Raw genomic sequence first — 16,235 nt, 5'->3', positions numbered from 1 at the left:
GAGGAAGCCCCGCGGCGGAGAAGAATTGAAGATGTTCCAAAAAAGTGTGGATTGACGCTTTGTTCACATCTGAATAAGATAGGTGATACATGGCGCTCCTTTTTGAGAAATAGGACAAAGGGGGTGGCTCAGCAGAGAAAGTGGAGAGAGGAGCGGAAGGGGCGCCGGAGAAATGAAACAAGAGGAGGGCATCCAACGTGAGAGCGATGACAAAACGGATCTTATCTTTGGCGCTGACGCTGGCCATGGTGCTGTCGCTGTGCCTGACGGTCCAGGCAAAGGGCTCTGTGACCGTCACTTTGGACGGACGGGCCCTGGAGCTGACCGCTCCTGCCTATGTGGACGGGAACGGCAGGACCCAGGTGCCGGTGACCATCGGCCCCCAGCTGGGGCTGACCTACCAGCAGAAGGAGGGTGAGGTCACCTTTGTAAAGGGGGAGGCCAGCCTGACCTTCCGGGATGGGGAGAAGCAGGCCGGCAGCATGACCATGGACACCGCCGCCGATCTGTCCGGCAGCGTAGGCTATGTGCCCCTGGTCTACCTGGCCCGGGCTTTCGACTTCCAGCTGATTTGGAACAGCGGGACCCGGACAGCGGCCCTGACCACGCCGGTGGAGGGCTTCCAGGCCCGGGACCTGGCGGAGATCGAGGCCCCGGCCCACGATTACAGCGAGAGCAACCAGCTGCCTCTGACCGGGTACTTCAAGGCATCCCTCACCGGTGAGTTTGCCGGCCGTGAGGTGCGCTACTACATCCCCGACACAGCGGTGATCCGCCCCTATTACCACTTTATCGCCGTGCCCGACGGGGTGAACGCGGACCAGTTCCTGGTGGACAGCGGCTGGAAGCAGGTGGCGGATGAGACCGGCGAGTGTCTGTTCGTCCTGCTGCCTGATCAGACCACCTATATGTGGGGAGATGTGGAGCAGGAGAAGGACTATATTGCCGCCGCCAAGGCATATCACTCCGGCAATGGCGCCTATTTCACCACCTTCGGTGAGTTCTATCTGGTGGGCTATGGAGCCGGCGCAGCCCCCCTGGAGGCCTGGGCTGCGGAGAACCCCCATCTGATCATCAGCCAGGCCTATCTCAACGGGACGACCTATGGCCTGGAGAACCTCCGGGCGGCCGGAGAGGAGTCCTACGGATGGAAGCACATGACCGACGGGGATATCCGGGACCGGGACGGCGACGGCATCAACGAGCGGGTGGATGAGAACGGCAACCAGAAGATCCTGTATCAGATGGCGGACCGGCTGGATCAGATCCTGAACCCGGACAAGGGGAGCGAAGCAGGCCTTCTGACCAAGGGTGATATGCCCCTTCCCACCTGGCTGGTCAACGCGGAGTCCGACGACAGCCTGACCTACTGGAAGCAGGTCAACCGGGCGGACAGCGCAGACGCCAGCGTGACAGCACTGGGAAGCGTTCCGGTGAGCGGGCAGGTGTACAGCCAGAAGGAGGACACCTGGGCCACCGAGTATGCGGGCCGGATCTCCAAGGTGGTGGATCTGGAGACCGCCGCAGACACGGTCTCTTATGACTTCACCCGTGCTCTGCGGGACGAGATGACCGACTACACCCGGTATGACAACTCCATCTCCTACGGCAACGGCCTGACCTACCGGCTGGATTATACCGACATCCAGGTGGAGCGCTTCTCCTCCCGGGACAAGCGGGCGGTGGGGACCGTCAGCGGCCCGGATCTGAACGGGAACGAGGTGGAGGCTGAGATCACCATCCAGGCCCTGACCCTGGACGACGGCTATGTGACAGACGTGCTGCTCTATGTGCCGGAGACAGCGGGGACGAAGGACATCCCCGTGGTGGTGGTATGGCACGGCGGCTCTCAGACCGGGCACCTGTTCATGGATTCCACTGCCTGGTGGCAGACCGCCGCGGCGGAGGGCTTTGCCCTGGCGCTGCCTACCCGTACCAACCACAACCAGGGTACATCCTCCGACTATGACCTGCCCATCTTCGACAAGGTGGTCCAGTATTTGAAGAACGACGGCCGCTTCGATATGGGCCGGATCTATACCACCGGCCAGTCCATGGGCTCTGTGGCCACCATCGCGCTGGCGGAGAACCGGGCCTCCCAGCTGGCCGCGGTGATCTCCAGCAATGCCGGCGGGCCCAGCCGTCTCTCCGGCGGCGACGCCATCCCCGCCGGACTGGTGGTGGGCGAAGGAAACTACGCCGACCGGGGCATCCCCGGCTATACGGCCGACACCAGTTATCCCGAGGACGACACCAGCGTGCTGGTGCGCTCCACTGAGGCTGCCGCCGCGGGCGCCGACATCTACTGGGACGCGGCCAAGAACCTGAAGGGCGCGACCAATCACAACATGAACGACTGGATCGCCTATTTCACCGATGCCAACGGCCTGGGCGAGGACAGCCTGAGCGATGTGATCGTGTACAGCGGCGGAAACGCCCTCAACGGCGGCCACGATGATGCCCAGGGCAGCCTGAGCGATTGGGAGAGCAACAACGCCCGCTACCGTACCTGGAAGTGGTACAATGAGGATGACATCCCCGTGATGACCTACATCTTCTCTCTGTACGAGGCCCACAACTGCATCCCCGGTTTCCGGCCGCTGATGTGGGACTTCCTGGAGCATTACAGCGTGGAGACCGCCGCCGACGGCACGGTGACCCGCTATTACAGTGCCTCCGGGTTTGAACAGGACGACGCGGTCGTGATCCAGTGACCGGCAGATGACCTCCGGGGCGGAGCCAAAGGCTCCGCCCCAAATTTTGTCCCGGAAGCCCGGCATACAGATGAAAAGCGGCAGAGACTACAAAAAGTGGGGACAGGTCAAAAAAATGGAGATTGACGGTTTGGAGACTGGTTATTAAACTGGACATATCCAAGGGGCATTTTTTGGGAGATCTTACAAGGGAGGCGCGGCACAAACAGAGCGGATAAGGAGAGACCCGGAAATGCCATGGAAAGGAAAAGAGGAGGTTATCGATTGTGCGAGCAGTGACAAAACGCATCCTGGCTCTGGTACTGACCCTGGCAATGATCCTGTCGTTGGGGCTGACCGTACAGGCAGTGGGCAGCCCTGTGTCCATTGAACTAAACGGGACGGCCATGGAGCTGACAGCCCCGGCGTATATCGACGGACAGAACCGGACCCAGGTGCCGGTGACCATCGGCCCCCAGCTGGGGCTGACCTATCAGCAGAAGGAGGGGGAGGTCACCTTTGTAAAGGGGGAGGCCAGCCTGACCTTCCGGGATGGGGAGAAGCAGGCCGGCGGCATGACTATGGATACCGCTGCCGACCTGTCCGGCAGCGTGGGTTATGTCCCCTTGGTATATCTGGCCCGGTTTTTGGGGATCCAGGTGGCTTGGGACGGAGCCAGCAGGACGGTCTCTCTGACCGGCAGTGCCGGCCTGACTGTGGCAGACATCAGCAGTATTCAGGCTTATACGGATATGACCTTTTATGGTCAAGGACTGGTTTCGGTGGAGATCACCTACCGTCCAGGAGTGGATGTGAGCGGTGTGACAGCGCAATCCTACATCCTGGAGGATCGGGGGACCCTGTCCCCGGACTTTGGGCGGATCGAGATCGCGGGTGTGTCCGTTCAGGGACAGACTGTGACCCTGAGTATTGCGGAAAACACTGGAGCCACTTCCAATAATAAGATGATCTATACCGGAGATCAGAAGGAGGGCTCCCGGGAACGCAACGCCTTTGGCATTTACTGTACCGGGGCTTGGTACCGTGATGTAAATGGTGTCATTTACTACGGTAAGGAGGACACCGCAGAGTATAGGGCCAACACCACCGGAATGGGCTACCAGGCCCGGCCCTGCCTGGAGCTGAGGCTGCGCCACACCGGCGAGGCAGAGAGCGCTTCCGCCTGCCTGGCCAATGAAAAGGGTCAGTATAACGCCGGCGGTCTGTGGAAGCGGACCATTGACGCCAATTTTGGCGAAGGCGGCTTCCAGACCTTTGAGGAGCTGGGCATTCAGGTGGAATCCACTGCAAAGAACGCCAAGGATGTGGTCCCGGACCAGTATGTCCGCGGCTACCTCTATGTCCCGGAGGATTACACCGGTGATGAGGAAGTCCCTCTGGTGGTCACCATCTCGGGCAATGGTACCTCCTTCTGGATCCTGGAAGACGGCACCAATAATTTTGGTACCAACATCATGTATGATGCGGCCACCACCTCCTGGATCGGAAAGGGCGCCATTGTGGTGGGGATCCATGACCGCTCGATCATGGGCGGCAACGGCGAGGACTATGACTATCTCCTGGACGATGTGAATGTGATCAAGTATCTCCTGGAGCACTACAACATCGACCGGGACCGCATTATCATCCATGGCAATTCCCGCAGCACCATGGCGGCCAGCACCATCATCCAGGCACTGGCCGGACAGCCCTACTCCGCCGGACAGGATGCGGCCGACTGGGGTGACCGTCCCCGTACCAAGACCCTGGATAAATCGGTATATGACTTCGAGATCGGCGTGTTCCTGTGCAACAACGGCCTGTATGGCGGGCAGGGGCTCTGGACCTACGAGGACCGCCTGGCGGTGGCAAAGACCGGTCTGCGGGCATGGATCTTTGACGCGGAGCAGGACTTCAACAATATTGATTATGTGGAGGAACAGATCAAGGCGTTCAAAGAGGCTGGGTACAGCGACCAGTGGATCGCGGAGAACCTGCGTCTCACCTGCTTCCCCTCTGAACTGTTCTACTACTGGGGCGAGAGCGACCACTCCACCACCCGGATCAATTATTGGTACTTTGGAGACGGTGAGATCTATTACGGCTCTGACTGTCATATTGATGAGAATGGGCAGCTGGTGTATGACAGTAAGGTGATGCCGGGCGGAACTTACACCGTTGAGGCCCGGGGAGCCAGCCGCTCCGGTACTAAGGAGGGTCATGCATACACCGTGTATGGGGAAAACTTCCAGGAGTGGGCGCTGGAAACAACATGACCGATCCCACCTATGCACTGAAGTCCGTGGGGACTCTACGGCAGCGCTATACCCGCCGGCTACTCTGAGAAATGAATGGCTGACGATCTGCGGGTCTCCTTCTACAAGGACTACAAGTTCGCCGAGTGGGGCGTGAACAATCACTCCTGTATCTCAGTGAGTGGGCTTTGACCAGAGGAGTGTAAGATCTATTTGCTTTCTCTCTTGCTCTGCGGAGCGTCTCCTTAGCGATATGGGGCAGTCCCTCTGGGGTCTGCCCCATATCGTATTTTGGCCAAGGGGAAGGGGAGAAGAAAAAATGTTTATCTTTCAAAAAAATGTGGATTGACGTTTTGGATATTCAAAATTAAAATAAAACTAAATAGAGCGTCTTTTTTGACGAAAATGACAAAGGAGGGGCGCAAAGCAGAGGGAAGAGAGGAAATGCAGAAAAGAGCTCTATCCAATCAGGAGATCCTGAAAAGAGGAGGTCATCGATTTATGCGAACCATAACGAAACGGCTCCTGTCTCTGGTGCTGACGCTGGCCATGTTGCTCTCCCTGGGCCTGACCGTCCAGGCTGTCAACACGGCGGTAACGGTCACGCTGAACGGGACGGCACTGGAGCTGGAAGCGCCCGCCTATATCGACGGGCAGGACCGGACCCAGGTCCCCGTGAGCATCGGCCCCCAGCTGGGGCTGACCTATCAGCAGAAGGAAGGGGAGGTCACCTTTGTAAAGGGAGAGGCCAGCCTGACTTTCCGGGACGGGTCCAAGGAAGCTGGCGGCATGACTATGGACACCGCCGCCGATCTGTCCGGTGAGGTGGGCTATGTGCCCCTGGCCTATCTGGCTCAGTTTTTCGGACTGAGTCTGACCTGGAACGGCGCTGCCCGCACCGCTGCGCTCTCCACCGGCTCCGACCTGACTGTGGCGGACATCCAGAGCATTCAGGCCTATACCGACGAGACCATGTACGGCACCGGTGTGGTGGAGGTGCAGGTCACCTATAAGCCGGGTGTCAATGTCAGCGGCGTCACCGCCGACAGCTACATCCTGGAGGACCGGGGCTCCCTGTCCCCCGACTACGGTCGGATCAAGATCGCTGGTGTCTCTGTCCAGGGCCAGACTGTGACCTTGACGATTGACGACGGCTCTGCAGCCACCGCCAACAACAAGCTGGTCTACACTGGGGATCAGAAGGAAGGCCCCCGTGAGCGCAACGTGTTCGGCATCTATGCCACCGGCGCCTGGTACCGCGATGTGAACGGCGTCATCTACTACGGCAAGGAAGATTCCGGCGAGTACAAGGCCAACACCACCGGCATGGGTTACCAGAGCCGCGCGTGCCTGGAGCTGAAGCTGCGCCACGCCGGCGAGGCTGAGAGCGCCGCCGCCTGCCTGGCCAACGGCAAGGGCCAGTATAACGCCGGCGGGCTGTGGAAGGAGACGGTGGACCGCCAGTTCGGCGCTGGTAAGTTCCAGTCCTTTGAGGATCTGGGCATCCGGATTCCCTCTACCGCCGCGGCAGCTACTGACGGCACCCAGGACGCCTATGTCCGGGGCTACGCCTATATCCCCGCCAACTATGATCCCGCCAACGGCATCGTGTTCACCCTGCAGGGACAGGGCATCTCCTACTGGAAGCTGCCCGACGGCACCGATGACGATGGCACCGGCATCATGTATGATTCCGCCACCACCTCCTGGGCCAACAAGGGTGCCATCGTGGTCAACATCCACGACCGCTCCAGCGCAGGCCCCGGCGAGTATTTCGATATCTATGATTTCGTGGTGGACGATGTCAATGTGATGCAGTATTTCATCGACACCTATGGTGTGACCGGCAACATCGTACTCCAGGGCAACTCCAGAGGCACCATGGCCTCCGCCTTGGTCATTAAGGCTCTGGCTGGACAGGCTTACAACCCCCAGAACCAGAAGAAGGATGCCGGACTGGAGGAGACCAGCACTCTGCCCGAGGGCAAGTATGACTTCACCATTGACGCCTATATCTGCCAGAATGGTACCTTCGGGTACAGCTACGATGAGGAGGACTGGGCCGCCATCGCTGCTACCGGCCTGAAGGTTTGGGCCTTCGACGGAGAGCAGGACTCCAACAACGTGGAGAGCATCGCTCAGTACACCCAGATCATGACCGAACTCAAGGGGGCCGACTGGGCGAAGGAGAACATTCGTCTTACCGGTTACCCCTCTGAGATCTATGCCTACTGGGGTGAGAGCGACCACTCCACCACCCGTATCAACGGCTGGTACTTTGATGATGCCGCTTTCTATGGCCCCGACTTGGAAATCGTGGACGGCCAGATCGTCTACAATACCAAGCTGAGCGACGGGGATACTTATACCCTGGACTGCCGGGGCAGCGCCGCCGGCAGTAGCAAGCAGGGCTATAAGTACACCGTGTACGACGAACTGTATCAGGAGTGGGCTCTGGACAAGAAAGGCGCCTCCGTCACTGCCGGAGCTCCCGCCGCTGACCAGATCACCTCTATCCAGGCCACAGCAGTGGCTAACTTCTATGGCTACAAGGTGGGTACAGTGGACATCACCTACGCCGCGGGTACTGACCTGACCGGCGTCACCGCCGACAGCTACACCCTGTATGACCGGGGCTTCAATAATCCGGAGTTCGGCGAGGTGGAGATCACCGGCGCCTCTGTGGATGGGAACGTGGTCACCCTGACCGTCGATCAGGGGACGGATAAGGTCACCGACCGCAGCCGTGAGACTTACGGAACTCTGTGCACCAGCTCCAGCTGGTATGTGGATTCAGAGGGGAACATCCACTATGGCGATACTCAGACCACTGATGCCCTGGGTATCACCATCTACCCCAACACCATTAAAAAGGGCCTGCAGTGGAGAGAGAATATGGACCTGGTGCTGTGCGTCAACAGCGACGACATCACCACCGGTATCCGCTCCACTGACGGCGCTGGCACTATGCTCGCCGATACCGTCTGGGAGCCCACCATCCTGGCCGATGACCTGGACAAGGTGGAGCTGGAGATGGTGGATGTAGGCTGGAAAGCTGCAGACTACACTATGCTGGGCGATCAGGGCGAGGTCCCCGTCCATGTTATCTACCCCGACAACTATGACCCCAACCGGGCGGAGCCCTACCCCGTCATCGACTATCAGTGCGGCGGCGGCGTCTGCTACTGGGAGGTCACTGACGGCAGCACCACCCCGGCCAACAACCTGGGCTGCAACGTGGTCTATGACGTGATGATGACCGAGTGGCACCGCCAGATGCCTGACGCCATCATTATGAGTGTCAACGTCCACTCCTCCACAGTAGAGAATTCTGCCAAGGAGATCGCCGGCGTGCTGGATTACGCCATCGAGAACTGGAACGCGGACAAGGACCGCATCATCCTGGTGGGCAACTCCCAGGGCACCCTGATCTCCTCCGACGTGATCCGCCAGCGCCCCGATCTGGTGGCGGGCTATGTGGAGTGCAACGGCAACCTGGGCGGCATGGCATCCGCTGATGCGGTGGACGGCACCCTGGCAAACAGCAGCCTGGGGAGCTGGACCGAGGAAGAGGTCCAGGCCATGATCGACAACGAGGTGTCCGTGTGGATGTTCAACGGCGAGACCGATGGTGACAACCCCGCTGCCCAGCAGGACGTGATCGAGATCGTGAAGGACCTGTATCGGGAAGCCGGGAAGAGCGAGTCCTGGATCGAGGAGCATGTCCGGGCCTCCGGGCTCCAGTCCTGGAAGTTCAAGGATTGGGGCGAGACCGACCACTCCGTTACCAAGGTGGTGGCTTGGTACTATTTGGGCCAGCCCTACATGGATGTGGAGAAGGGCACCTCTCTGAAGGCCGGCGACACCTACCAGTATTCCGGCAAGGAGGAGAGCTACGAGAAGTATCAGTACACCATGGACTATGTGTACACGGTGTACCCGGAGAGCGTGGCCCAGTGGGCGAAGGACGTTTTCGCCTCTGTGTAAGCGCAGATAGAGCCGGTCCCGCAGGCCGGCGGAAGGAAGAGCATTACTTTGCTTCCTCTCTCACGCTCTGCGGAGCGTCTCCCTAAAAGAGCGCCGGGCAGACCCGTAAGGGCCTGCCCGGCGCTCTTTTAGGGAAAGGGACCGTTTTTTCTGCCCCGTCATAGGATAGGGAAAGAAATGGGGGCGGTTTGGCATGAAAAGGGAAAAACAGATGGGGGAGGCCCCAGCGGTCCTGTGGCGGGAGGAGAAAAAGACCCTGACTCTGTGCGGGGAGCCGGTGCTGGAGGAGACCCTGGCCTGGCCGGAGTTTGAGGGGAAGGGGCGGGCAGTGCGCCGCATGACGGGCTACTACCGGCGCCTGGTCCGGTCCTGCCGCCTGCGCTGGGAGCGGGAGACCTACTGCCTGGCCTGCCTGCGGCTGGCCGCCTGCCGGGAGGAGTCCCGGGTCTTCCAGCCCTGGCAGGCAGGGCTGACGGGAGAGGTAGCCATGGAGGGGGCGGACCTGCTGAGCATCCGGATGGAGCTGCGGGAGGTGCGGGGAGACGGGCGGCCCCTCCTGTCCTGTTCCGGGGTGACCTGGGACTGGAAAGCGGGCGCGCCGGTTCCGCTGGGTATGCTGCTGCCGGAGCGGAGCCGCCGGCGGCAGCTGCTGGAGGGGATCAGGCAGGCAGGGGAGGGGGAGCTCCGGAGTGGGAGCTGTCTCCTGGACCCGGATTGGAAGGAGACGGCGAGGCGGGACTTTCGGGCCAGCCGCTTCTGCCTGCGCCCGGAGGGCATCGAGCTCTTTTATCCCCAGTGTTCTCTGGCCCCGGCGGTAGAGGGGGTGCTCTCCTTCCGGGTGCCCCTGGCGGGGGCTGCGTGGACGGCGGGGGAAGGGACAGCCTCAGAGACATAAAGCTGGGGCATGGCCGCATACCTCTTATTTGAGGTGATGGTCATGCTGCTCTCCCGTCTGAATGACGCCGTCTGGTCCCCCTGGCTGCTGGGACTGTTCCTGGCAGCGGGGCTGTATTACTCCCTGCGGACCGGCTTTTTCCAGCTCTTCCGCATACCCCTGTGGCTCCGCACCACCTTCGGAGCCATGCTGCGCCGGCGGGGGCGGGGGAATGGGCGGGGTATCTCCCAGTTCCAGGCCCTGGCCACCGCCCTGGCCTCCACCATCGGTACAGGCAGCATCGCCGGGGTGGCTACCGCCATCTGGTTCGGCGGGCCGGGGGCGGTGTTCTGGATGTGGGTCTCCGCCCTGCTGGGCATGATGACAGGGTGCGCGGAGAAGTTGCTCTCCGTGCGCTACCGCCGCGCCGGCCCCGCAGGGTGGCTGGGAGGGCCCATGTACTACATCCGGGACGGCCTGAAAAGCCCGTTGCTGGCGGGCTGGTTTGCACTGGCATGCCTGCCGGCCACCCTGACCGGGGGAGACATGGTCCAGTCCAGCTCCATTGCCGCCGCCCTCCAGGCCACCTTTGGATGGGACCGGCTGGCGGTGGGGGCGGCCGTCGCGGTCCTGACGGGGCTGGTGATGGTGGGGGGGATCGGACGCATCGCCCGGGTGAGCAGCGGTCTGGTCCCGGCGATGGCGCTGCTCTATCTGGGGGGCGGGGCGGCGGTGCTGGCTGCCCGGGCCGACCAGATCCCGGAGGCGATGGCACTGATCTTCTGCTCGGCGCTCCGACCGGAGGCCGCAGTAGGGGGCGGAATGGGATACACCCTGGCTGCCGCTCTGCGGTACGGGGTGGCCCGGGGGGTGTTCACCAATGAGGCGGGGCTGGGGACTTCCGCCATGGCCCACGCTGCGGCAGAGGTGGACTGTCCAGCCCGGCAGGGGATGTGGGGGATCGTGGAGGTGTGCGTCTCCACCCTGCTGGTATGCACCGCCACCGCCCTAGTCATCCTGGTCAGCGGGGTGTACGGCCCGGCGGACGCCCTGGTCCGGGGGGCGTTGGGGGCAGTGCCTCCTGACCGGCTGGGGGCGCCGCTGACGGCGGCGGCCTTCTCCTCCGTGCTGGGGCCCTGGGGTGGGGCGGTGGTCTCCCTGAGCCTGCTCCTCTTTGCGTTCTCATCCATCCTGGGATGGAGCTGGTACGGGGAGCAGAGCATCCTCTACCTGACCGGGTCCAGGCGGCTGGTCCCCGCATACCGGCTGGTGTTCCTGTCCTGTGTGGTGCTGGGGAGCGTGTGGGAGGGGGAGGCAGTGTGGGAGCTGGTGGACCTGTGCAACGCGCTGATGGCCATCCCCAATCTGACGGCCCTCCTGCTCCTCTCCCCCCAGGTGCTGCGGGAGCTGCGGGACTGGGAGCGGACCGGAGGATAAAAGACAGGGGCCGCGGAAGTTTCCGCGGCCCCTGTCAAGGGGGAAGATCACTTTGAGACGAGTTCCGGACAGACTTCCTCATAGAAGCGCTGGGCTCCGTCGTGAAGGGGGATGGGGAGGTCCTCACACAGAAAATCCCGGTCGGACAGGACAGACATGGCGGGATACAGTTCCCCCATGATATCGGCAGACTCCCACAGGGCCTGGGTCATGGAGTAAACCAGCTCCTCGTCCATGGAGACGTCTACACACAGCAGGCACTTGACCCCAAAGGTGTCTACATCCTGGGACTGCCCGGGGTAGGTGCCGGCGGGGATGACGGCGGGGTAGTAGAGGTCGTTCTGGGAGAGGATCAGATCCAGCTCCTCCTGGGTGTAGCGCAGCAGGCGGGAGGGGACCCGCTCCGGGAGCTGAGCCAGCCCGCTCACCGGGGCGCCGGTAAAGCCATGGATGGCGTCCAGGTCGCCGCTGAGGATCAGGTCCGTACCTGCCCCCAGGCTGCAGTTTTCCAGTACAGTCCCATCGCCATCCAGCCTCAGGGCGTTGATCACAGCCCAGGTGGCCAGCTCGGAGGCGGAGCCCTGAGGGCCTGCGCCGATGCGCATTCCCTTCAGGTCATGGACATAAAACGCGCCGGTGCGAATGGGGGACATCCAGTTGGAGGTGCTGGAAAAGACAGCGGCAACGGCCCGCAGGTCTTCATTAGTGGGGGCGCTGTCCTCCGTGCCGTAGACAGCGGTATAGGCGGAGTCGCCCGCCACCAGCCCCAGGTCGATCTCGCCGGAGGAAAGGTTCTGAATGTTCATGAAGGAGCCTGTGGAGGTGCTGATGTTGAACTTCAGCTGGTCGGTGCTCAGGACCTGGGCGATGGCAGTGCCCACGGGGGTCATAGTGCCACCGGTGTCTGCGGTGCCGATGGTGAGCACGATCAGGCCGTCCGCATCCAGCGGTGAGATATCCTCGGGCTGCGATGCACAGCCGCCGCAGGCGAGGCATAGGGCGGTCAGACATGCCAGGACCGCCTTATTGCGAAAAAACCCCAAGAGACCACCCTCCCTATCCATGGAATTCATGCTGCTGTCTCTACTATACCACAGATGTGGAAGATTTTACAACCTCAAAATACAATGGGACAGGGGCGCGTATCAGATACGCGCCCCTGTCCCATTGTAAAGAGGGAGGTGAATCGATTTAGTGAGCAAGAAGGCCGCCAAACACGGAGAGGAAAATGGGGTTATAGATATCGTCGATAATGACGGCGAAAGAGGGATACAGCACCCAGGCCACATTGTGCCAGCCGTACTGATCCATAACAGCCTTCTCATTGGCAACGGCATTGGGACCAGAGCCGCAGCCCCAGCCGCAGTTGCCGGCGGCCATGACGGCGGCGCCGTAGTTGCGGCCGAACATGTTGTAGGAGACAAAGATGGCGAACAGAGCCATGAGCGCTGCCTGAAGCAGCAGGATGATGCCCATCTGCCCAGCCACGTCAGCCAGAGCAGTAATGTCGATGGTCATCAGCACCAGGGCCAGATAGAGCTCCAGGAACATATGCTCCAGGGCGTCCACCTCGGGGGTATAGAACTTGATGTGGGCGGCCTCCATCACATTGCGGGCGATGGCGCCGGCGAACAGGCAGCCGATGAACTTGGGCATCTCAATCATGGGGATGTTGTCCAGGATGCAGTAGATGGGCATGCCCAGGGCGCACAGCAGCAGGACCATGCCGAACATGGAGACCATGCGGCTGTTGCTCAGTTCATTGATCTTGCCGTCAGCGGCCGCCTCGGGCTTGTCGTTGGGGTCCGCCTTCAGGTGGTGGCGGCTGATAAGGAACGCAGCCACAGGGCCGCCGATGAGGGAGCCCATGATGTTGCCCAGGGTGCCGGCGGTGACGCCCACGGTGGTGGCGGACTCAGGGGCACCCCAATCGATGAAGATGGGGCCGAAAGCGGAGGCGGTGCCCACGCCGCCGGACATGGAGGCGGAGGAACACTGAAGAGCCAGATAGGGGTCCATCCCGATGAGGTTGCCCACCAGTACGCCCAGCACGTCCTGGAGGGTGATCAGCAGGCAGGCGGCCACAGCGATCATGATGCACAGCTTGCCGCCGGCGTGCCGGATCAGCTTCCAGCTGAAGCCGAAGCCCACGCACATAAAGAAAATGTTCTGGCACAGGTCCTGGATGGTCTTGACATCGAAGGAAAAGGCCATCACGCCAGATGCCTTTAGAATGGCGACTGCGATAGAGAACAGCAGGCCGGAGACCACAGGAGCGGGAATTGCAAATTTTTTCAGAAGCGCGGAGCGCTTGACGATGGCGTGGCCCAGAAAGATCACAATAGCTGCGAAACCAAGGCTGGTGAGATACTCGAACTGAAAGGAGCTGACCGCTCCATCCACACCAGCTGTGTAGGTCCCGAAATAGCCAAGGATTTTTTCCAAAGTCATACACATCTCTCTCCTTTCTTTCCTGCCCGGCAGTCCGCCGGACACACACCTTTTACAATAAAGATTCTATAAAGACAAGGGGAAGAAGTCAATTTATCGTAATTATTGAAGGGCTTTTGTAACTATTGTAACTGAATAGGCCCCCAAAATCAGGCTGTGCGGAAAGAAAGCTGAGCGGGAAGGAAAAAGCAGGCATCGGTCCTGCGATGCCTGCCGGGAGGGATAGGGATGATATTCAGCTGTGCAGCCTCAGGTAGCGGATGGAGGGGCGGCCTCCGGTCTGGTAATCGATGGAGCTGGTGATCTCCCCCTGATCCACCATGTAGTTGACATAGCGGCGTACCGTGATACGGGACAGGCCCACATGTTCGGCGATCTGTTCGCTGGTAAAGAAGTGCTCCGGGTTCTCATCGAAAAAGCGGCGGATCCTGGACAGAGTGCTGAAATTCACGCCCTTGTCCAAGGGCGTACCGGGAGGCACTGCCTCCCGGTGATGGACCAGCTGGTCAATGGCGCTCTGGTCCATGCTGCCGGGCCCCTGCTCCAGCAGCCGCCTGGCCTGAAGGAACCGGTCCAGCGCCTGACGGAAGCGGGGGAACTGGAAAGGCTTGACAAGATAATCCAGCACCCCCCGGGCGAGCAGGCCCTGGACGATATGGGTGTCGTTGGCGGAGGTGACCGCGATGATGAAGGGGCTCTCCCCCAGGGTGTGGAGCTGGTCTACGAATTCAGTGCCGTTCATGCCCGGGGTGTAGTAGTCCAGGATGATCAGATCCGCCTTGAGCTCCGGCAAATGGGCCAAAGCCTCTCCGCCGCTCTTGAAGGTGCGGACCACACGGAACTGGCTGTCCGCCTCCACGTACTGCTTGTCGATGGCGGCCACCATGGGGTCGTCCTCGATGATAATGACTTGGTACATCCGGTCTCACTCCTCTCTGGTAAAGGTCAGGGTGAAGCAGGTGCCTACCCCGGGCTCGGTCTCCAGCTCGATGCAGCCTCCATGCTCGTCCACCAGCCGGCTGATCAGATATAGGCCGAAGCCACGCCCCTCCCCCTTAGAGGAGAATCCTTTGTCCCAGATGTGGGGCAGGATGTCGGGGGCGATGCCGCCGCCGGTGTCCTCGCAGACCACCAGATTGCAGTCAGGGCGGCAGTACATGGACAGCTTGATCTCCCGCACCTCGCTGTGGCTTCGGCTGAGCTCGTCGATGGCGTTTTCCAACAGGTTGCCCAGGATGGTGGCATAGTCCTCCGGGGAGAGGAGCAGGTCCTCCTCCCGGCAGAAGCTGTCGTGGGTTACGGTGAGCAGGATGCCCAGCTCGGCGGCGTGCATCATCTTCCCGATGATGAGGGCGCACAGGTGGGACACCCGGATACAGTCCGCCGTCTCCCGGATGGACTGGCTGGTGACCAGACTGGTGTTCATGATGAACTGGACAGCTTTCTGGCTCTCGCCGGTCTGGAGATAGCCCAGGATGATGTGGAGCTTGTTCATGAACTCGTGGTTGAAAAAGCGCAGGGTGTCCAGCATGTAACGGGCGCCGGAGAGCTCGTCGGACAGCTTGCGCATCTCCGTCTTGTCGTGGAAGACGTTGAGCACCCCCTGGGAGCCGTTCTCCCCCAGGATGGGCACCTCACTGGCCAGGATCTGGCGCTCCTGGATGACGCAGGAGCGGTTGTGCACCGCCTGCCCGCTGCGGGCCACCTGGATGCAGCCCGTCTCCGGGAAGAAGCGGGTCAGCGGCTGTCCCTCCAGGGGGGTGGAGCCGCACTGGAGCAGGGTCCGGGCCTGGTCGTTGGCAAAGACCACCTGCCCCCGCAGGTCGGTGGCCACCAGGCCGTCCTCGATGGAGTTGAGCAGGTCGTCCTGCTGTAAGTAGAGGTCCAGCAGTTCCTTGGGGTGGTGCCCGCGGAGGGAGCCCTTCAGCAGATGGACGATTCCACGGGCGAGCAAAAGGGCCACACCGAACATGCCGCCCAGCACCAGAGAGAAGAGCAGCACGAGATTGAGGCTGCGCTGGAGAATGTCGGCCCGGAAGATGGCCACGGTGACAAAGCCGATGATGGAGCCAGACCCGTCCCGGACCGCATGGAAAGCCACCCGCTGGTTGCCGTGGGTGCCGTAGCCGGTGGTGATATAGGGCGGGGAGCCGGACAGGATGGCAGTCTCCTCCCCGGCTACAAAGGTCTCGCCGGTCTCCAGGCGGCTGGTGTGGTAAAAGCGCAGACCATTTCGGTCATAGACAGCAATGATGTCAATACCAGGAAAATTCTGGTGCAGGGAATCCAGCGACCCGGTGACCTCCTGGGTGGGATAGCCATTCGCCAGCATCTCCGCCACGCCATCCATAGAGGCCACATAGGCGGCGGTGCTGGAGATGGTGGAGTCGATGCTCTGACTTTGGCGGGCGATATCGAAATAGAGGGTGATCCCCAGAGAGAGCATCAGTAGCAGGGCGGAGACAGCAGAAAAGCTTAGGAAGAGCTGCCGCTCCAGGGAGAGGCTTTTGATCTTTTGCAGCATGGAGTCACCTCCGC

Annotated in this window: 9 protein-coding genes; 5 read left to right on the top strand and 4 right to left on the bottom strand. The window is 61.2% G+C overall.

Annotation, left to right across the window (positions count from 1 at the left end):
* Positions 1–206 precede the first annotated feature (206 nt).
* The 5 genes from L9O85_RS10315 to L9O85_RS10295 all read left to right on the top strand — a co-directional run bounded on the left by L9O85_RS10315 (position 207) and on the right by L9O85_RS10295 (position 11,246).
* Positions 207–2,714, top strand: coding sequence for a stalk domain-containing protein (locus tag L9O85_RS10315; protein ID WP_430688792.1), 2,508 nt, complete (start codon positions 207–209; stop codon positions 2,712–2,714).
* A gap of 266 nt (positions 2,715–2,980) precedes the next feature.
* Positions 2,981–4,969, top strand: a complete 1,989-nt coding sequence (locus L9O85_RS10310; RefSeq protein ID WP_276757209.1) for a stalk domain-containing protein — start codon at positions 2,981–2,983, stop codon at positions 4,967–4,969.
* Between the two features lie 480 nt (positions 4,970–5,449).
* Positions 5,450–8,935, top strand: coding sequence for a stalk domain-containing protein (locus L9O85_RS10305; RefSeq protein WP_276757206.1), 3,486 nt, complete (start codon positions 5,450–5,452; stop codon positions 8,933–8,935).
* 193 nt (positions 8,936–9,128) lie between these two features.
* Positions 9,129–9,830 (top strand): hypothetical protein, encoded by a 702-nt coding sequence (locus tag L9O85_RS10300; RefSeq protein ID WP_301578561.1) that lies wholly within the window; start codon positions 9,129–9,131, stop codon positions 9,828–9,830.
* A gap of 9 nt (positions 9,831–9,839) precedes the next feature.
* Positions 9,840–11,246: an alanine/glycine:cation symporter family protein gene (locus L9O85_RS10295; RefSeq protein WP_077138732.1), complete on the top strand. Its 1,407-nt coding sequence runs from the start codon at positions 9,840–9,842 to the stop codon at positions 11,244–11,246.
* A 47-nt stretch (positions 11,247–11,293) separates the two neighbouring features.
* Here L9O85_RS10295 and L9O85_RS10290 read toward each other — a convergent pair whose 3' ends face one another.
* The 4 genes from L9O85_RS10290 to L9O85_RS10275 form a co-directional block, all read right to left on the bottom strand.
* The gene (locus L9O85_RS10290; protein ID WP_256183108.1) at positions 11,294–12,289 is read right to left on the bottom strand and encodes a TAXI family TRAP transporter solute-binding subunit; all 996 of its coding nucleotides are present in this window, start codon (positions 12,287–12,289) and stop codon (positions 11,294–11,296) included.
* A 148-nt stretch (positions 12,290–12,437) separates the two neighbouring features.
* Positions 12,438–13,691 carry a sodium/glutamate symporter gene (locus L9O85_RS10285; protein ID WP_050625439.1) on the bottom strand — a complete coding sequence of 418 codons (1,254 nt, stop codon included), beginning with the start codon at positions 13,689–13,691 and terminating at the stop codon, positions 12,438–12,440.
* Between the two features lie 241 nt (positions 13,692–13,932).
* Positions 13,933–14,616 carry a response regulator gene (locus L9O85_RS10280; RefSeq protein ID WP_050623861.1) on the bottom strand — a complete coding sequence of 228 codons (684 nt, stop codon included), beginning with the start codon at positions 14,614–14,616 and terminating at the stop codon, positions 13,933–13,935.
* A gap of 6 nt (positions 14,617–14,622) precedes the next feature.
* Positions 14,623–16,221, bottom strand: a complete 1,599-nt coding sequence (locus tag L9O85_RS10275) for an ATP-binding protein (protein ID WP_276852768.1) — start codon at positions 16,219–16,221, stop codon at positions 14,623–14,625.
* Positions 16,222–16,235: the final 14 nt, after the last annotated feature.

This window comes from Lawsonibacter asaccharolyticus (assembly GCF_022453915.1).
Taxonomy (GTDB): Bacteria; Bacillota; Clostridia; order Oscillospirales; family Oscillospiraceae; genus Lawsonibacter; species Lawsonibacter asaccharolyticus.
This window is presented reverse-complemented; position numbering and strand designations above follow the sequence as displayed.

Excerpts from the sequence above, each read along its gene's own strand:
- L9O85_RS10315 (WP_430688792.1), top strand. The coding sequence starts at position 207 with ATGACAAAACGGATCTTATCTTTGGCGCTGACGCTGGCCATGGTGCTG.
- L9O85_RS10305 (WP_276757206.1), top strand. The coding sequence starts at position 5,450 with ATGCGAACCATAACGAAACGGCTCCTGTCTCTGGTGCTGACGCTGGCC.
- L9O85_RS10300 (WP_301578561.1), top strand. The coding sequence starts at position 9,129 with ATGAAAAGGGAAAAACAGATGGGGGAGGCCCCAGCGGTCCTGTGGCGG.
- L9O85_RS10295 (WP_077138732.1), top strand. The coding sequence starts at position 9,840 with ATGGCCGCATACCTCTTATTTGAGGTGATGGTCATGCTGCTCTCCCGT.
- L9O85_RS10280 (WP_050623861.1), bottom strand. The coding sequence starts at position 14,616 with ATGTACCAAGTCATTATCATCGAGGACGACCCCATGGTGGCCGCCATC.
- L9O85_RS10275 (WP_276852768.1), bottom strand. The coding sequence starts at position 16,221 with ATGCTGCAAAAGATCAAAAGCCTCTCCCTGGAGCGGCAGCTCTTCCTA.